13 protein-coding genes are annotated in these 18,313 nt (G+C 65.3%); 9 read left to right on the top strand and 4 right to left on the bottom strand.

The window, feature by feature from the left end; all coding sequences use genetic code 11:
* Positions 1-7 precede the first annotated feature (7 nt).
* The 9 genes from ACFWF1_RS26630 (at position 8) to ACFWF1_RS26590 (ending at position 11,524) form a co-directional block, all read left to right on the top strand.
* Positions 8-763 carry an SDR family NAD(P)-dependent oxidoreductase gene (locus ACFWF1_RS26630; RefSeq protein ID WP_379287844.1) on the top strand — a complete coding sequence of 252 codons (756 nt, stop codon included), beginning with the start codon at positions 8-10 and terminating at the stop codon, positions 761-763.
* Complete coding sequence (gene dgoD / locus ACFWF1_RS26625; RefSeq protein ID WP_379287842.1) at positions 760-1,905, top strand: galactonate dehydratase; 1,146 nt, start codon at positions 760-762, stop codon at positions 1,903-1,905. The genes ACFWF1_RS26630 and dgoD overlap by 4 nt, the downstream gene beginning before the upstream one ends.
* A 164-nt stretch (positions 1,906-2,069) precedes the next feature.
* Complete coding sequence (locus ACFWF1_RS26620) at positions 2,070-2,897, top strand: alpha/beta fold hydrolase (protein ID WP_379287841.1); 828 nt, start codon at positions 2,070-2,072, stop codon at positions 2,895-2,897.
* Between the two features lie 332 nt (positions 2,898-3,229).
* Entirely contained in the window at positions 3,230-4,693 is a 1,464-nt protein-coding gene (locus ACFWF1_RS26615) for an MDR family MFS transporter (RefSeq protein ID WP_379287840.1), read from the top strand.
* A gap of 259 nt (positions 4,694-4,952) precedes the next feature.
* Positions 4,953-6,494 (top strand): M28 family metallopeptidase, encoded by a 1,542-nt coding sequence (locus tag ACFWF1_RS26610; protein WP_379287839.1) that lies wholly within the window; start codon positions 4,953-4,955, stop codon positions 6,492-6,494.
* Between the two features lie 1,060 nt (positions 6,495-7,554).
* A complete protein-coding gene (locus ACFWF1_RS26605) occupies positions 7,555-7,941 on the top strand; it encodes a hypothetical protein (protein ID WP_379287837.1) in 387 nt (128 codons plus the stop codon).
* Positions 7,942-8,131: 190 nt separating this feature from the next.
* The gene (gene crcB / locus ACFWF1_RS26600; RefSeq protein WP_379287835.1) at positions 8,132-8,623 is read left to right on the top strand and encodes a fluoride efflux transporter CrcB; all 492 of its coding nucleotides are present in this window, start codon (positions 8,132-8,134) and stop codon (positions 8,621-8,623) included.
* Positions 8,620-8,982: a fluoride efflux transporter CrcB gene (gene crcB, locus ACFWF1_RS26595; RefSeq protein ID WP_379287833.1), complete on the top strand. Its 363-nt coding sequence runs from the start codon at positions 8,620-8,622 to the stop codon at positions 8,980-8,982. Before crcB (ACFWF1_RS26600) ends, crcB (ACFWF1_RS26595) begins: the two co-directional genes overlap by 4 nt.
* A gap of 385 nt (positions 8,983-9,367) precedes the next feature.
* Positions 9,368-11,524 carry an acyltransferase family protein gene (locus ACFWF1_RS26590; protein WP_379287892.1) on the top strand — a complete coding sequence of 719 codons (2,157 nt, stop codon included), beginning with the start codon at positions 9,368-9,370 and terminating at the stop codon, positions 11,522-11,524.
* A gap of 1 nt (position 11,525) precedes the next feature.
* Here ACFWF1_RS26590 and ACFWF1_RS26585 read toward each other — a convergent pair whose 3' ends face one another.
* The 4 genes from ACFWF1_RS26585 to ACFWF1_RS26570 are packed head-to-tail and all read right to left on the bottom strand — an operon-like array spanning position 11,526 to position 18,312.
* On the bottom strand, positions 11,526-13,817 hold the full coding sequence (locus ACFWF1_RS26585) for an ATP-binding cassette domain-containing protein (RefSeq protein WP_379287831.1): 2,292 nt from the start codon (positions 13,815-13,817) through the stop codon (positions 11,526-11,528).
* 44 nt (positions 13,818-13,861) lie between these two features.
* On the bottom strand, positions 13,862-15,724 hold the full coding sequence (gene asnB, locus ACFWF1_RS26580; RefSeq protein ID WP_379287829.1) for an asparagine synthase (glutamine-hydrolyzing): 1,863 nt from the start codon (positions 15,722-15,724) through the stop codon (positions 13,862-13,864).
* Between the two features lie 26 nt (positions 15,725-15,750).
* A complete protein-coding gene (locus tag ACFWF1_RS26575) occupies positions 15,751-17,238 on the bottom strand; it encodes an aldehyde dehydrogenase family protein (RefSeq protein WP_379287827.1) in 1,488 nt (495 codons plus the stop codon).
* 18 nt (positions 17,239-17,256) lie between these two features.
* Positions 17,257-18,312, bottom strand: a complete 1,056-nt coding sequence (locus ACFWF1_RS26570; RefSeq protein ID WP_379287825.1) for a zinc-dependent alcohol dehydrogenase family protein — start codon at positions 18,310-18,312, stop codon at positions 17,257-17,259.
* Position 18,313: the final 1 nt, after the last annotated feature.

Below are 18,313 nucleotides of genomic sequence, written 5' to 3'. Positions count from 1 at the left end.
AAACCCATTGAGTCGTCTGGCAGACCGAGTCGCGGTCGTCACCGGCGCGGCATCGGGTATCGGTGCCGCCACGGCGCAGCGTCTCGCCGTCGAGGGAGCCTCGGTCGTCATCGCCGATATCGCAGAGGCGGGAGGCGAGGAAGTTGCCGCGAAGATTCGCGCGGCAGGTCATCGCGCCGAGTTCGTCCGATGCGATGTCTCGCAAGAAGATTCGTGGGCCGAGCTGCGGGGCCGGGTCAACGAGCTGTTCGGTCCGCTGGATGCGTTGTGCAGCAACGCATCCAAACAGGCCACCATCCCGGCGCACGAACTGACCCGATCACAGTGGGACGAAGGGCTGGCGATCAATCTGACGCCGCTATTCCTCGGTGTCCGCACCTTCATCGACGATCTGCGCGCCCGCGCCGGCAACGTGGTCGCCATCTCCAGCGTGCACGCGCAGTTCGGGCTGCCCGGATATCCGGTCTATGCCGCCGCCAAAGGTGGGTTGACCGCGTTGGTGCGGCAGCTCGCCGTCGAATACGGTTCGGCCCGAGTGCGATTCAACGCCATCCTGCCCGGTCCCGTCCTCACCCCGGTCTGGGACGACGTCGACGAGGAGGGCAGACGACTGTCCGCGCGAGCCACCGCCCTGGACCGCCTGGGTGCGCCGGAGGAGGTCGCCGCCGCGGTCGCCTTCCTCGCTTCCGACGATGCCTCGTTCATCACCGGCGCCAACCTGGTCGTCGACGGCGGCTGGAGCGTACGAAAGGAATCACGGTGAAGATCACCGCACTGACCACCTACCTGGTCGCGCCCCGCTGGTGCTTCCTGCGCATCGATACCGACGAAGGCCTCACCGGCTGGGGCGAACCCGTGATCGAAGGCCGCGCACACACCGTGGCCGCCGCCGTCGACGAACTGGCCGACTATCTCATCGGCAAGGATCCGATGAGCATCGAAGCGCACTGGCAGGTGCTCAGCAAGGGCGGTTTCTATCGGGGCGGCCCGATCCTGTCGAGCGCGGTCGCCGGCATCGACCAGGCCCTGTGGGATATCACCGGCAAGGCCCTCGGCGTCCCCGTCTGGCAGCTGCTCGGCGGTGCGGTCCGCGATCGGGTCCGGGTGTACAGCTGGATCGGCGGCGATCGCCCCGACGACGTCGCACAGGCCGCGCTCGAGCGAAAGCAGCAGGGCTTCACCGCGATCAAGATGAACGGATCGGCCGAGCTCGAGGCGATCGATACACCACGCGCGACCACCGGCATCGTCGACCGCGTCGCCGCTGTGCGCGCGGCCACCGGCGACGACTTCGATATCGCCGTCGACTTTCACGGCCGGCTGTCCGTCGCGATGGCGCGCAGGGTGCTGCCGCTGCTCGAGCCGTACCTGCCGTTCTTCGTGGAAGAGCCGCTGGTGCCAGAGGTCAGCGACCGGATCGGCGAGATCACCCGCGCGACAAGCATTCCCATCGCGACCGGCGAACGGCTCTACTCCCGCTGGGACTTCCGCACCGTGCTCGACCAAGGCGTCGCCGTGGTGCAACCGGACCTCTCACACGCGGGTGGCATCTCCGAGGTCCGCCGGATCGCCGCCCTCGCCGAGAGCCGCGACGTGGCCATCGCGCCGCACTGCCCGCTCGGCCCCATCGCGCTGGCGGCCAGCCTGCAGGTCGGGTTCGCCACCCCCAACCTGCTCATCCAGGAACAAAGCCTCGGCATCCACTACAACACCGGGTCCGACCTGCTCGACTACCTCGTCGACCCCGCCGTCTTCGCGTACCGCGACGGCTACGTCGACCTGCTGCACGCGCCGGGACTCGGCATCGAAATCGACGAGAAAGCAGTGGCCCGAGCCGCCGAACTGGGGCACCGTTGGCGAAACCCCGTGTGGCACCGCAAAGACGGTGCTTTCGCCGAATGGTGATCCGGTCAGGGGCTGAACCTTCCCTCACGTTCGCCCGTCTTTCCCGAAAACGTTTCGGCCGCTGTTCCGGGTAGACAGCGTCCTGCCGCTGCCGAAAGAGCGGGCCGTCAGCGTAACGTTTGCTGTGAGCTCAGCGGACCGGCAGCAGGCACGTGGAGGACACCATGGTGTTAGTCGAGACCCGGGATATACCAACGCGATTGGGCACGCTGCGGGTCCAGATCGCCGGAGCGGGCGACCCCATCCTGCTGTGGCCGAGCCTGTTGCTGGACCACACGCTGTGGCAAGCCCAGATCAAGCACTTCGCCCCGCGATTCACCACCATCGCGGTCGATCCACCCGGCCACGGTGCGAGCGGTCCGCTCACCCGAACCTTCACCTTCGATGAATGCGCGCTGTGCATCGCCGAGATCCTCGACGCGCTCGGCATCGACCGCGCTCACATCGTGGGCAACTCCTGGGGCGCCATGATCGGCGCCACCTTCGCCGCCCGCTACCCCGACCGCGTACACAGCGCCGTGCTGATGAACGGCACGGCCTCGCCCGCGCCACGACGCCAACGCCTCGAGTACGCGGCCCTGCTGACGATCGCCCGGCTGCTGCGCGGCATCCGGCCGCCGCTCACCCGATCCGTCGTCGCCGCGTTCCTCGGACCGACCTCGCGCCGGACCCGGCCCGAGGTGGTCGAGGCGATGCTGCGCGTCGCGCGGGCCAACGACGTCGCGTCGGTCTCCCCGGCGATACGCAGTGTGGTCTCGCTGCGGCCGGATCAACGTCGACTGCTCGGCGAAATCCGTACGCCGACACTCGTCGTGGCGGGTCGCGAGGACGCGACGTTCCCGCCGGCGGAGGTCGAGGAAATGGCGCGGTGCATCCCGGGAGCCGAGTTCGTGCTGCTCGACGGCGCCGCCCACCTCGTCGCGCTGGAAGTACCGGACACCGTCAACGCGCTGATCGACGACTTCCTGAGCAGGCACGCATCGATAACATGAGCTCCCCGTTGCGATTCCATCCCGACCAGGGAACTTCGCACTGGTCTACTCGTGACAGATCCCGCGACGCGACCGTTGCTGTCACGTCACGATAAGTGATCAGGCTCACGATTTGATCTTGTACCTAGTTTGTAAAATAGCTCTGATCAGGCACTTCGGCGGAGATCGTAGCCGGATCAGCTGGAAAACCCGATGAACTTTGTCGGTACCGAACGGTTTACTGATGCGCGCCCGATGAGTTCGAGCACCCGAGACCGTCTGATCCTTTGAGGCGCCGGGACCGCAACCCTGGGCCACGTACTTGCTCTCAACGTCTATGCCGGAGGTACCCGATGTCCGCCCACATATCCGCTCCCACAACGGGAGGACGGACACCGCTGGTAATCCGGGTATTGGTACTCGCAACCTTCGTGGTGATCCTGAACGAAACCATCATGATCAACGCGATCCCGCGCCTGATGGAGGACCTGCATGTCACCGAGCGCGCGGCGCAGTGGGTCTCCACCGCGTTCATGCTCACGATGGCGGCCATCATTCCCACCACCGGCTGGTTCCTGCAACGGGTTTCGACCAGAACGGCCTACGCCACGGCGATGAGCGTCTTCCTGGCCGGCACCGCGCTGTCGGCCGTCGCGCCGACGTTCGCCGTGCTGTTGCTCGGGCGGGTCATCCAGGCCGGCGGCACCGCGGTGATGATGCCGCTGCTGATGACCACACTGATGACCGTGGTGCCCGAACGCGACCGCGGCCGCGTGATGGGCAATGTCACCCTTGCCATTTCGGTGGCGCCCGCGATGGGGCCGGTGATTTCCGGGCTGGTGCTGCAGGTCGGTTCGTGGCGTTGGCTTTTCGTGCTGGTGCTGCCGATCACCGCGGTGGTCGCCTGGCTCGGCCTGCGTCAGCTGGAGAACGTCGGTGAGCCGCAAGCCGGTGCGATCGACTGGGCCAGCGTGGTGCTCGCCGCGCTCGGCTTCGGCGGATTGGTGTTCGGGCTCAGCCGATTCGAGGCGAGCAACCTGACCAGCCCGGCGCTCATCGTCGCCGCGGGCGTGGCCCTGATCGCCGGGTTCGTGTTCCGTCAGCTGAGTCTGCAGCGCTCCGGCACGCCGCTGCTGGATCTGCGGGTCCTGCTGGCGGCCACCTACGCCAAGGCGCTGGTGCTGATGTCGGTCGCGTTCATGGCGATGCTCGGGTCGATGATCCTGCTGCCGCTGTACCTGCAGAACCTGCGTGGCCTGAGCCCGCTCGAGACCGGCCTGCTGGTGATGCCGGGCGGGTTGGCGATGGGTCTGCTCGGACCGAGCATCGGGCGGCTGTTCGACCGGTTCGGCGGACGGTTGCTGGTGATTCCCGGGTCGATCGGTATCGCCGCGTCGCTGGCCGGGTTCACCCAGATCTCGATGAACATGCCGTACTGGCAGCTGCTCGGCTTGCACATCCTGTTGATGGTCTCGCTGGCCTTGACCTTCACGCCGGTCTTCACGCTCGGGCTCGGCGCGCTCTCGCATCACCTGTACTCGCACGGCAGCTCGATGCTGGGCACCCTGCAGCAGGTGGCCGCGGCCTTCGGTACCGCACTGGTGGTGACCGTGATGTCGGCTCGCAGCACGTCGCTCGTCGAGGACGGCGTCGACGCGGTCACCGCCCACTTGGACGGCATGCGCCTGGCCTTCCTCGTGTCCGCCGTCCTGGCGCTGATCGTGATCGTCGCGGCGGTGCTGCTGCCGAATCGGGCGGCCGATCCGGAGGGGTCCGATGAATCCGAAACCGCGGCAGCGGAATTGATCAAGCACTGACCGCAATTCAATAATTCGAAACCCCCGGTTGCGTACGCAACCGGGGGTTTCGTCGTTCTCGACCGGCGCGAAACTCCTTGTCCAGAGCCGACATCGCACCCACTTTGCCGACGTCAGAGCGCTGCGCGCGCCCCACTCCGCGCCGCGGATGGCGCACGTGCGCAACCACTTTCCCCACTTCGACTGGGGTTTCAAGAATGCGACAAACCGGCTTAACCTCCGACCATCGGGATTATTCCGTCCCTTTGGAGGAGCCCACATGCCCCACATCTTCCGCCGTGCCAGTGCCGGTCGCTTCATCGCCGCTGCCGCCGCTTTGCCCCTCGTCTTTTCCCTGGCGTTGGTCGGGACCGCGCACGCGGACCCCGCGCCACCGGAGCGACAACTGGCCGACTCGGTCCAGGCGCCCAACATCAAACGGCACCTGCAGGAGTTGCAGAAAATCGCCGACGCCAACGGCGGCACCCGCGCCTCCGGGACGCCGGGCTTCGAGAAATCCAGCGACTATGTGGCGGGCAAGCTGCGCGGCGCGGGCTACCAGGTGACGGTGCAGAAGTTCGACTTCCCGTTCTTCCAGGAGAAGTCGACGGCGGCCATGGAGCAGGTCGCACCCGTCGCCAAGACCTACAAGCCGACCGCGCCGGGCAGCAGCGAGCTCGGCGACTTCGCCACCCTGACCTACTCGGGTTCGGGCAACGCACAAGGCACCGTCCAGGCGGTCGACCTGGTGCTGCCGCCCACTCCGACGCCGAGCTCGACCTCCGGCTGTGAGGCAGAGGACTTCGCCGGCTTCACCGCGGGCAACATCGCCCTGATCCAGCGTGGCACCTGTCCCTTCGCCGACAAGGCCCGCAACGCCCAGACCGCGGGGGCGTCGGCCGTGATCATCTTCAACGAGGGGCAGCCGGGTCGCACCGACACCTTCACCGGAACCCTCGGCGGGCCGGGCTTCACCTTGCCGGTGGTCGGCACCAGCCTCGCCATCGGCCAGGAGCTCATCGCCAAGCCGAACACGGTCGTCCACCTCAAGACCGATACCGAGAGCACGACCCGCACCACCAACAACATCATCGCGGATTCCAAGCGCGGTAATGCGGACAAGGTCGTGATGGCGGGAGCGCACCTCGATTCCGTGCTGGCCGGTCCCGGTATCAACGACAACGGTTCCGGCACTGCGGGACTGCTCGAGGTCGCGTTGCAGGCGGCCAAGGTGCCGACCAAGAACAAGGTCCGGTTCGCCTGGTGGGGTGCCGAGGAACTCGGCCTGCTCGGCTCCGATCACTACGTGGCGAACTTGCCGGAGGCGGATCGCAGCAAGATCGGGCTCTACGCCAACTACGACATGATCGCGTCGCCGAACTTCGCGTACATGATCTATGACGGCAGCGGGGGACCGGCCGGTTCCGCCGAGATCGAGAAGAACCTGGCCCGCTACTTCGACTTCCTCCGCCTGCCGCACGTCCCGACCGCGCTCGACGGGCGTTCGGACTACGGCCCGTTCATGGCGATCGGTATCCCGGTCGGTGGCTTGTTCACCGGTGCCGAGGGCATCAAGACCGCCGACGAACAGAAGATGTTCGGTGGCCAAGCAGGCAAAGCCTACGACTCCTGCTACCACTCGGCCTGCGACAAGATCAGCAACATCAACGACAAGGCGTTGGCCGTCAACACCGGCGCCATCGCCTACTCCGTCGCCACCTTCGCCTTCAGCGACAACCCACCCAGCCGCACCCCGGTCGCAAAGACCGCTCCGGCCCAGCGCGGAAAGACCCAGACCCATCACGGTGGACTCGCCCTGTAGGTCTGGAACGAATTCCGGCAGAACGCAACCCGGCGGCTCCACCCCGCCGGGTTGCGTTCTGTCCCCCCGCCGCCCGCCCGCCCCCTGCCAGCAAAATCTGCACCCGAACTCGGGACATGCACTGTCTTTAGGGCCCTATTCCGAGTGCATGTCCCGAGTGAGAGTGCAGATTTCGGGCAACAGCCGTGAGCCGGGGCGGACAGTGGAATCCGCATGCTCATTGGGTATGCCTCACGGTCAGCCCGAGCCTGCCCACCGATCTCACAGAACCTCCACACCCCTCACAGCAGCTATAACTGCTGTGAGGGGTATCCACGCTCTGTGCAACCCCCTCTCCGCACCGCCAGCGGGTCGTCTGCCTGTGATTCGCTGATTCTCGAGCTCTCGAAACGCCACCACAGCCAGATGACCACCTCCAGAACGCGACATCGCGCGCCTGACGTGCACCTAAAGCCGGGTACGGCACACGACGTGCCCAGCACTACTCACAAGAAAACGTGGGGACAGGTCTTCAGCTTCTATGGACAGGTCATCGCCTGGAGTCCTAAGCAGCTCTTGCCCGGATAGGTGAACCTTTCCGAGGGTCTCTGGGTGTACTGGTCCGGGTTCGTGTACCAAGAGATCTCCGGTGGTGTGCTGGCTCAGAGGTTGTCGACTGGTTCATCGGATGACCGGAGTAGTGCTGGGCGCGTCAGGTGGGGTCCCCGACCTGCTCTTCCGCGGCCTGGGTAGTGCAGATGCGGTTGGATGCGGGAGGACTGGCTGTGGTGCTGTTCTCGAGCGCTCAGGAAGGGGTGCGGATGTCGTGCGGGCGTTTTGGCGTCCGCCGGGCCTCCGATGCGCGCCCTTTGTACTGGCCGAACACCCCCTCCGTAAGCCTTACACCGGCTGTACCAGGTGTCCGGCTCACAGAAACGGTGAGCGGCTGATAGGGAGGGGTGGGGGACAGGATCGACGGCACGTGGTTGTGGCGACCGGGTGGAGGGGAGTGGCACCTGTTTCTGTGATCACCTGTCCAACTAGCCTCGGGCTTGGGTGTTTTCGATGGTGACGGAGGTTCATGGCTATGCAGGCATCGCAGGATCCGGTTTCGCTGACCGCAGGGGCAGATGCTGGCTCTGGCGTGATGACGCGGGAGCAGATGGTGGAGTTGGTCGGTGGGAGAGCCGGTGCGGCAATGGTTTTCGGTGAACCGGTTACGGCCGACGGTGTCACGATTGTCCCCGTTGCGCGTGCGGGCATCGGGCTCGGTGGTGCGGAGGGCTGGGTTGGCGGTGGCGTCGACGCACGGCCGATGGGGTACATCGAGATCAGACATGGGGGCGTGCGGTATCGGCCGATCCGGGATATCTGGGGTCGGGTCCTTGCGCCGCTGACCGGGTTGGCGGCGGGGGTTGCGGTCTCATGGGCGGCTCGCTTCGTGCTGGATCTTCGCCGTCGTCGTTGACGCGCTGACGTCCTCGGAATCCGCTGGCGCTACCCCGCGCACACCGCAGTGTTGACACGGCATATACTTGTTGCTGCGGCGGTGGGGCTCGCCGCTCCGGACAGAGATTCGGAACAACCGCGGGCATCGCCGGCCAACAGTCCCTACCCCATAACCCTGCCTTCGGGCGGCCTTGGAGTAGGAGACAGCTGTGCCCATCGACCCGCGAGCATGCCTTTCCGTCGATTCCGATATCGATCTGCACAACCCTGACCAGCGATCCGAGCTCACGGGCACGCACGGTGCAGTCCTGGCCGTCATCGCGGTCGGTGGCGCTCTCGGAGCTCTGGCCCGCTACGGCCTGACCCTCGCCTGGCCCGCACCGGCGGGCGCGTTCCCATGGGCGGTGTTCACGATCAACGTTGCGGGGAGTTTCCTGCTCGGTGTGCTGATGGTGGTGATCACCGAGATCCGCCCGGCGCATCCCTTGGTTCGCCCGTTCCTCGGCGTCGGGATACTCGGTGGATTCACCACCTTCTCCACCTACGCCGAAGACATTCGCGCACTACTCGACTCGGACACGGTCGTCATCGCCGCCGCCTACCTGGTCGCCACCCTCGTCGTGGCCTTGGTCGCCACCACTGCCGCCGTGATGCTCACCCGCGCCGCAGCACGGTTCGTCCGGGTAGAGGTGGCCTCATGAACACATTGCTGGTGATCGCGGGAGCGGCCGTGGGCGCGCCTTCGCGCTACCTGCTCGATCGGTCCATCCAGGTGCGCCACGACAGCCGTTTCCCTTGGGGCACCTTGGTTGTCAACGTCTTCGGCTGCCTCGTACTGGGCGGACTGACCGGCGCGGGACTGTCGGCGCCGTGGATGTTGTTGACGGGCACCGGTTTCTGCGGTGCATTCACCACCTACAGCACCTTCAGCTACGAAACCTTCCGCCTCGCCGAACAAGGCGCCTACCGGGACGCGATCCTCAACGCCGTGGTGAGCGTCGCCGCAGGTCTGATCGCGGCCGTGATCGGCTACTCCGCCGCCCACTTCCTCCACGGATAGACCGCTACACGCACGTGGCGATGATCGACGAAGCTGGGTACCGCCACGCCGCACTACCACGACCGCGCCGCATCACGCAGGGCACGCCATCGCGGCGCGAACCAATAGATGCGATCGTTTCTCGTTATCCAGCCAATCCGCCAAATCCTCGACATCGTGCAAGGTTTGGATATAAGTCATCATTTGCTCGTAGGCGAGCATGCGCTCGTCGGCGGCGCTCAGGAGTAGGAAACAGCATCTGCTGAGAATGTAGCGGTGTAATTGCCGCTGTAAGTGGGGCTTATGGATTTGTTCAGGTCACCTTGATTTGCAAATGTTGTGGGGACATTTTTGGTGGGAGTTGGTAAGAATGCGTCCCATGATAGGGACTGCCTCCGGGGAATTGATGGTTCGGCGGGGGGATGTGGGGGAGCGGGGGGTGGAAGCTGCGCGGGCGGGGTTTCGGGCTGATGTCGAGGGGTTGCGGGCCGTTGCGGTGTTGGCGGTGGTGGCTTTTCATGCGGGGGTGTGGGGAGTTGGTGGGGGATTTGTCGGGGTTGATGTTTTCTTTGTGATCTCGGGGTTTCTCATTACCGGGATGTTGTGGCGGGAGGTGGCGGGTAGCGGGACTGTCCGGCTTGCGCGGTTTTATGGTGGGCGGGCGCGGCGGTTGTTGCCTGCGGCGGGGATTGTGCTGGTTGCTACTGCGGTGGGGGCGGCTGTGTTGTTGCCGCCGTTGCAGGCTCGGGCGGTGTTGGGGGATGGGATTGCTAGTGCTTTGTATGTGGGGAATTATCGGCTTGCGTTGACGGGGACGGATTATCTTGCGGCTGATGCGCCGCCTTCGCCGTTTCAGCATTACTGGTCGTTGGGAGTGGAGGAGCAGTTCTATCTGTTGTGGCCTGCGTTGATCATCGGGGTTGCCTGGTTTGTGCGGCGCCGGCGGCGGACGAGGGGCGGTGCTTCGCCGGTTCCGTATCTGGTTGCGCTTTCGGTGGTGGCCGCGGGATCGTTTGTGGTGTCGCTGAATTGGACTCGTACTTTGCCACCGTGGGCGTTCTTCGCGTTGCCTGCGCGGGCGTGGGAGTTGGCGCTCGGAGGTGTTGTGGCGCTTTCGGTTCCGCTGTGGCGGCGGTTGCCGGAATCGGTGGCGACTGTTGCGGGGTGGTTGGGCCTGGGGTTGATTGTGTTCGCCTGTACTCGATTGGACGGGCGGACACCGTATCCGGGAACGGCGGCGTTGCTGCCGGTGCTCGGTGCGGTGCTGATTGTTGTCGCGGGCTGTGGGATGACTCGGTGGGGAGTCGGTCGGGCACTGTCGGTGGATCCGCTGCGGTCGCTCGGTCGTCTTTCGTATTCCTGGTATCTCTGGCACTGGCCGGTGCTGTTGCTCGCGCCGCGGGTGCTCGGTCATGGGCTCGGCTCGGTCGGGGCGGTGGGTGCGGTGGTCACTGCCGCTGGGCTCGCGATGCTCACGTTGTGGTTCGTCGAGGATCCGGTGCGGTTTGCCCGGCCGTTACGGCGTTCGGCGGGGCTGAGTCTCGCCAGCGGCGGTGTTGTTACCGCGGTGGCGGTCGGTGCCGCGGTGGCGTTGCTCGTGTTTGTGCCCGCGCCGGTCGGGCGTGGGGCGGCCGCTGAGGCGCTCACCGTGGTGGCGGCACCTGCGGCACCGTCCGCGGAAACCGTCGATCCGTACGATGCGGCGGTTCGACAGCTGACCGCGCAGGTGCAGGCGGCAGTGGCGGCGTCGGCCGACCAGCGTGCTGTTCCCTCGAATCTCTCACCGGCACTCGCCGATGCGCCGGGGGACAAGGCGACAGTATTCGGAAACGGTTGCGTCCGTTCGTGGCTCGACGTCGGGCAGCCAGAATGTGTTTCGGGCGATCCGGATTCGACCAGCAGGGTCGCGCTGGTCGGTGATTCACACGCCGCGATGTGGAGTCCCGCGTTCGAACAGGTTGCCGAGCAACGGCATTGGCGACTGGAGACGATGAGCAAGGTCACCTGCCCGCTGATGGAACTGCCCATCACCAGCCCCTACCTCGGCCGGGAGTACACCGAGTGCGTGCAGTGGCGCCACCAGATCCTGACCCGCCTGCAAGCCGAGCATCCAAAGCTGATCGTGCTGAGCATGTCCCGCCGATACGGCGGCGACTTCGGTTTCACCACCTACGACCAGGCCTGGATCGACAGCCTGTCCCGCCTGACGGCCCAGCTACGCGCGACCGGCGCGAATGTCCTTGTCCTCGGCCCGATCCCGGACCCGCACACCACCGCACCGACCTGCCTGTCCGACCACCTCGATAACGCCCTGGCCTGCTCGCCGACCCGTCAGGTCGCAGTCGACGATGAAGGTATCGCCGCCGAACGAGCCGCCGCGACAGCGGGCGGCGCGCAGTACGTCGACCTCACGGAGTTGTTCTGTACCACCGCCCGCTGCCCACTCATCGCCCGCAACAACCTCATCTACCGCGACGACAACCACCTGACCGTCACCTACGCGAAAACCCTCACACCGATCGTCGCCGCACTGGCCGACCGTGCGCTCGACACGTCCAGATAGGTCAGCGATCCGCCCGCTCGAGGTCGGTGCGCAAATACTGGGCGGTGACCGACTTCTTGTCGGAGGCGAGTTGCTTGGGAGTGCCCTCGAAAAGCACCCGACCGCCGTGGCGGCCCGCGTCGGGGCCGAGATCGATCACCCAGTCAGCGTGTTTGACGACTTCCAGGTCGTGTTCGACGACTATGACGGTGTTTCCGTCGTCGACCAGGCGATCGAACAACACGAGCAGGCGGTCGACGTCGGCCATGTGCAGGCCGGTGGTCGGCTCGTCGAAGACGAAAACGGTGCCCGTGTCCTGGAGTCGAAGCGCCAGCTTGAGTCGTTGACGCTCACCGCCGGACAGCGTGGAAAGCGGTTGGCCCAGTGTCAGATACGACAGACCGACCTCGCGGAGCAGTTCGAGCTTTCCGGTCACCTTCTCTTGGGTGAAGTAGGACAACCCTTCTTCGACGGTGAGTCCGAGCACCTCGGCAATGTTTTTGCCGCGCAACGTCTTCTGTAGTGCCTCGTCGTTGTACCGGCTACCTTCACACACCTCGCAGGTCACCGTTACAGGGTCCATGTAGGCGAGGTCTGTCTCGATTACCCCGCGCCCCTTGCACGCTGGGCACGCCCCGGTGGAGTTGAAGCTGAACAGCCCAGGCTCGGCATCATTGGCCTTCGCGAACAAGCTACGAACGGTATCCATGATGTCGACATAGGTCGCAGGCGTCGATCGCGAGGAGATGCCGATGCCCGACTGATCGACCATGACCGCATCCGGGTGCTGGGCCGCGAAAGCCCCTGAGATGAGCGAACTTTTACCCGAGCCTGCCACACCGGTGACCGCGGTGAGGATCCCGGTAGGAATGCTGACGGACACGTTGTGCAGGTTGTTCAGCGTGGCCTTGGTGATGTCCAGCGTGCCAGTCGATTTGCGCACCTGATCCTTCAAACCGGTGTGCTCACGCAACCTTTGGCCGGTGAGCGTGTCGGCCTTCAGCAGCTTCTGGTAGGTCCCTTCGAACACGATCTCGCCACCGTGCGAGCCGGCCCCCGGGCCCATGTCGACGATGCGATCGGCGACGGCCATCACGTCGGGGTTGTGCTCCACGACGAGCACGGTGTTTCCGTTGTCGCGCAGTTCGGCGAGAAGTTCGTTGAGCCGGTGCACATCTCGCGGATGCAGGCCGACGCTCGGCTCGTCGAAGATGAAGGTCAGATCGCTCAGACTGCTGCCGAGATGCCGCACCGTCTTCAGTCGCTGACCTTCGCCCCCGGACAGGGTGGACGTCTCGCGACCGAGACTGAGGTAGCCGAGTCCGATCGACTCCAGCCGGGTCAGCGCCGTGACAGCGGCCTCGACGACGGGCTTGGCGACCCGATCATCGATGTGCCCCAACTCGACGATCAGTTCACTGACCTCCATGTCCGCGTAGTCGGCGATGTTCTTGCCGTTGATCTTCGACGCGAGCGCGGCCTTGTTGAGCCGCCCGCCGCCGCACACCTCACAGGTGCCGGTCGTCACGACCTTCTCGACGTCCTTGCGCTCCTTCTCCTTCAGCGCGTCGAGGCCGTTCTTGAGGTAGCGCCGATTGAACCGGACGACGATCCCCTCGTATTCGTTGGAATGCGTCACGTCCTTGCCGGGCCGCCGGACCTTGAAACCCCCGCCATAGAGCAGCTTTTCCCATTCTTCCGCGGTGAACTTCTGCAACGGCTTGTCCGGATCGAACACCCCGGATTCCGCGTAGGTGATCCACGGATACCCGCCGACCGCGAAAAGCGGTGAGGTAATGGCCCCTTCGTTGAGCGACTTCTTCCGGTCGAGCAGCAGGTCCAGATCGAGTCGCGCGGTGCGACCGAGACCCTCGCACTCGGGACACATGCCCTGCGGCACGTTGAACGAGTACATGGTCGACTCGCCCGCACTGGGCTTGCCATGGCGCGAAAACAGCACGCGCAGAATCGGATTGATCTCGGTCATGGTGCCGACAGTCGACCGGGAGCTGCCGCCGATCTGTCGCTGGTCGACCACGATCGCGGTGGACAGATGCGACATGCCCTCGGCGTGCGGCCGCTCGTACTTCGGCAGCCGGTTCCGGATGAACCAGGGAAATGTCTCGTTCAGCTGGCGCTGTGATTCGACCGCGATGGTGCCGAACACCAGTGACGATTTACCGGAACCCGACACGCCCGTGAAGACGGTCAGTCGCCCCTTCGGGATCTCCAGCGACACGTTCTTCAGGTTGTGCTCTCGGACGCCTTGCAGCGTAATACTGTCGTTCGCTTGCCGTCCGACTCGATCCGACATATCCACTCCCCTCAGCGTGACCAGAACTAGTTTCCAATTGGAAATTATATCATTACGCTCACGTCATAGGCGGCGAGCCATTCGGCGAGGCGAATCGGGGTCTCGTTGTAAAGGCCCCTTTCCTGCATCGATGATGCGCTGTCGACCGGCGCGTTGAGATGTTTGTCGATCGCGTCCAGGTTGAACAATGGCAGGGCAGGCGAACTAGGTTCCGCGACGATCTTCCCCAGTATCTGCTTGATCGCCCGGTCGTATCCGGAATCCTGGGTGGACGGATATGGTGCTTTGCGGCGTTTCACAATGGAAGCCGGCAGCAGATCCGCCGACGCGGCACGCAGCAGGCTTTTCTCCCGCCCGTCGAAGGTCTTGATCGACCACGGCACATTGAAGACATACTCGACCAAACGATGATCGCAGAACGGAACTCGGACCTCGATCCCGCTGGCCATGCTCAACCGGTCCTTGCGATCCAGCATCACCGGCAGCCACCGGGTGAGATTCAGGTAGCTCGCGATCCGCATCCGCCGATCGTGCCCGGTCTCGCCGCTCAGATGCGGAACCTCTTGCAGCGCCGTCTGATACTGGTCAGCGATGTACTCCGGCAGATTCAGTTTCGCGGTCAGGTCGGGATCCAGGAATGCCGTCGATTGTTCGGTGATCGAGCGTTCGCCGAGCGCATGCCAGGGAAAAGTATTGGCCTGCACCGCTTTCTCGTCATGGAACCACAGGTACCCGCCGAACACCTCGTCCGCGGATTCACCGGAAAGCGCGACGGTGGACTGCGCACGCACCGCTCGGAACAACAGATACAGCGACGGACCGAGATCGCCGTCGCCGAACGGCAGATCCCAGGCCCGCGACACCGCCGACCGGATGTTCGGGGCAACCAGATCCGCGTTGTTCAACAGGATGGTCTGATGGTCGGTGCCGACGTGCCGCACCAATTCCGCCGCGAACGGCTGATCGGGGGCCTCCCGAAGCGGTTCCGGCGCGAAGTTCTCCACCTGCCCTTCGAAATCCACCGAGAAGCTCCGAATGCGTTCGCCCCCCTCGGCGTCGAGCCTGCGCTGCGCGAGCGCGGTCAACGCGCTGGAGTCCAAACCGCCGGACAGCAGGGTGCACAGCGGGACGTCAGCCACCAACTGCCGGGCGACGATGTCCTCCAACAACTCTCGGACCTTGCCGACACTCGCGGGGATATCGTCGGTGTGCGGCCGGGATTCCAGCTCCCAGTACTTCTCCTCGGACCGGCGGCCATCGCGAACCCGCACAACATGTCCGGGACGAACCTCGTACATACCCTGCAGTGGTGTCTGCCCGGGCACGCGAACAAACGACAGCACGTCGCGCAGCCCGTCGATGGTGAGGACCGCCCGGCTTTCCGGGTGCGCGAGAATCGCTTTCGGCTCGGACCCGAAGAGAACCCCGTCCGGCGTCGGATAGTAGAACAGCGGCTTGACGCCCAGCCGATCCCGATACAGCAGCAATTCCTCGACCCGGCTGTCCCAAATGGCAAAGGCGAACATGCCGTTCAGTCGCCGCACGAATTCCGTGCCCCACTCCAGGTACGCCCGTAGGACGACCTCGGTATCGCTCTTGGTCGCGAAGCGGTGACCGTGCGCCTCGAGTTCGTCGCGCAGCTCGGTGAAGTTGTACACCTCGCCGCTGTAACTGATTGCGGCGAGCGGTGTTCCGTCGGGCAGCGTTTCCGGCGTGACCATCGGCTGCTTGCCGCCCTCGAGGTCGATCACCGAGAGCCGTCGATGCCCCAGGGCGCAATGCGGGTGTAGCCACAGCCCTTCGGCATCCGGACCGCGTAAAGCCATGGTGTCCACCATCTTCTGGAGCACCCGGCGCTCGGCAGTGAGATCACGATCGAAATCTGTCCAACCGACGATTCCACACATCGTCTTATCCTTTCGCTATCGTCGTCTCACGCGAGGGTCGCCCACACGGTCTTCGGTTCGAGATACGCGTCGAGCCCGGCCCGCCCCATTTCCCGGCCGACGCCGGACGCCTTGACCCCGCCGAACGGGGCGGCGGGATCGCCGGGCGCCCACGTGTTCAGGTAGACCGAGCCCGCATGCAGGCGAGCGGCGAGAGTGTGTGCGTCGCTGAGGTTTTGCGTCCAGACGCCGGCCGCGAGACCGTAGTCGGTGTCATTGGCCAGGCGCACGGCATCGTCGATGCTGTCGAACGGCGCGGCCACCAGAACGGGTCCGAAGATCTCCTCGCGGCAGATCCGCATGTCCGGCGTGATATCGGTGAAAAGCGTTGGGCGAATGAAATATCCGCCATACGGCACAGGTTCGGGAATGTCACCCGAGGTCAATGTCGCACCGGCGGCAACCCCGTCGTGGATGTAACCACGCACCCGCCGGTACTGCTCGGCCGATACCACCGGCCCACACTCCGTGGTCGGATCGAGCGCCGGACCGACCTGCGCACTCTTAGCCCGCGCCGCGATTCCTTCGACAACCTCGTCGTACACAGAGCGGTGCACATACAGCCTGGATGCGGCATTGCACGCCTGGCCGGTATTGAAGTAGATCCCGTTGTAGCTCCCCGCGATCGCGGCCTCGAGGTCGGCGTCCGGGAGAATGATGTTCGGACTCTTCCCGCCGAGTTCCAGGGTCACCCGCTTGAGCTGCGCGCCCGCCTTCGCGCCGATTTCGCGTCCCACAGTGGTAGACCCGGTGAACACGATCTTGTCCACGCCCGGATGATCGACCAGCGCGGCACCGGTCTCGCCGTCACCGGTCAGCACGTTCACCGTGCCCGCCGGGAACCCGGCCTCATCGATCAGCTCGGCGAGGCGCAGCGCGGTAAGCGGTGTCTGCTCCGCAGGTTTGAGCACCACGGTGCAGCCGGCCGCCAACGCCGCCCCGACCTTCCACGCCGTCATCAACAACGAGAAGTTCCATGGAATGATCTGGGCGCAAACCCCGACCGGCTCTTTCCTGGTGTAGCACAACGTATTCGGCACCGCGACCGGGATGGTCTCACCCTCGATTCGCGCGGGCCAGCCGCTGAAGTACCGGAACTGGGCTGCCGCCGCCGGCACATCGAGCGCGCGGGTCATGGTGATCGGCTTGCCCCCGTCGAGGGCTTCGAGCTCCGCGAGCTCGTCGCCGTTGCGCTCGATGAGGTCCGCGAGACGGGCGATGAGCAGGCCGCGATCGGCCGCGGACAGCCGACGCCACGGTCCGTCGAGCGCGGCTCGGGCCGCCGCGACAGCTGCCGTGACGTCCTCCCGGCCCGCGTAGGCGATCTCGGTGAGGTACCCGCCGGTCGACGGGTCGACGGTGCTGAACGTCCGGCCGGTCGCCGAGTCGACGAACCTACCGTCGATGTACAGCAGGTGCTTGCGGGACAGGAAGTTTCGGGCCGCAACGCCCACGGTGCTGTACAAGGTATCCACGAGTCCTCCCGGTCCGCGTCAGAAGCGGTCGATGACGGTGATGCCGGTGGTGGTGAAATCGCTCATCGCGGACAGGACTTCCCCGGCGCGGTCCAGTGAAACGGTGCGCTGCACCAGCGTCTGCGGCGCGAGACGGCCGGAGGAGACCAGCGAGAGCAACTGCGGGTAGTTGGAATGCGGATTGCCATGCGAGCCAACGATGGTCAGCTCGCCGATGGTGATGATGTCCATCGGCAGCGCGATCTCGCCGGCATCCGCCGCACTGGTCAGCCCGACCTGGACGTGCCGGCCGCGTTTACGCAGCGAGCGAACGGAATTCACCACCGTCGCCCGGGTGCCGAGCGCATCGATCGAGACATGCGCGCCGCCGCCGGTGGCCTCCTGGACCGCCGCAGGCACGTCCTGCTCGACGCTCGCGTCGATGGTGTGTGCCGCCCCTTGCTCCTTGGCGAGCGCGAGCTTGGCCGGATCGATATCCACCGCCACCACGGAAGCCCCTGCGGCACTAGCGATCTGAACGGCCGCCAACCCGACTCCGCCGACACCGTGCACGGCAACCCATTCACCGGGCCGAACCTGCCCCTGCCCGGTAACCGCGTGAAAGGCCGTCATGAATCGACAGCCGATGGCGCTCGCCGCGACCGGCGTGAGCTCGTCCGGCACCGGCACACAGTTGAAGTCGGCATTGCCGATGTGCACATACTCGGCATAGCCACCGTCACACCAGAACCCGAGCACCTGCATGTTGTCACACACATTGGCCCGCCCCGACCGGCAGTACGCGCACGTGCCGCAGGCCAGATGGAACGGCGTGGTCACCCGGTCGCCGATATGCACGCCGCGCACGTCGGCGCCGACAGCGGTTACCGTGCCGACGATTTCGTGCCCCAATGTCCGCGGCAACGCGACCTGTCCGCCCATCCAGCCCCAGTCGCCCATCCACGCGTGCCAGTCGCTACGGCAGATGCCGGTGGCGAGGACTTCGAGCACCACACCGTCCGGTTCTGGTGCGGGATCGGGGATTTCGCGCAGCTCGAGTGGCGCGCCGTACTCGACAATCTGTGCCGCTCTCATC

This window comes from Nocardia sp. NPDC060255, assembly GCF_042727395.1.
Classification (GTDB): Bacteria; Actinomycetota; Actinomycetes; order Mycobacteriales; family Mycobacteriaceae; genus Nocardia.
This window is presented reverse-complemented; position numbering and strand designations above follow the sequence as displayed.

Coding starts and splice junctions, on each gene's coding strand:
- ACFWF1_RS26620 (WP_379287841.1), top strand. CDS start 2,070: ATGGTGTTAGTCGAGACCCGGGATATACCAACGCGATTGGGCACGCTG.
- ACFWF1_RS26615 (WP_379287840.1), top strand. CDS start 3,230: ATGTCCGCCCACATATCCGCTCCCACAACGGGAGGACGGACACCGCTG.
- ACFWF1_RS26610 (WP_379287839.1), top strand. CDS start 4,953: ATGCCCCACATCTTCCGCCGTGCCAGTGCCGGTCGCTTCATCGCCGCT.
- ACFWF1_RS26605 (WP_379287837.1), top strand. CDS start 7,555: ATGGCTATGCAGGCATCGCAGGATCCGGTTTCGCTGACCGCAGGGGCA.
- crcB (WP_379287833.1), top strand. CDS start 8,620: ATGAACACATTGCTGGTGATCGCGGGAGCGGCCGTGGGCGCGCCTTCG.
- ACFWF1_RS26590 (WP_379287892.1), top strand. CDS start 9,368: ATGGTTCGGCGGGGGGATGTGGGGGAGCGGGGGGTGGAAGCTGCGCGG.
- ACFWF1_RS26585 (WP_379287831.1), bottom strand. CDS start 13,817: ATGTCGGATCGAGTCGGACGGCAAGCGAACGACAGTATTACGCTGCAA.
- asnB (WP_379287829.1), bottom strand. CDS start 15,724: ATGTGTGGAATCGTCGGTTGGACAGATTTCGATCGTGATCTCACTGCC.
- ACFWF1_RS26570 (WP_379287825.1), bottom strand. CDS start 18,312: ATGAGAGCGGCACAGATTGTCGAGTACGGCGCGCCACTCGAGCTGCGC.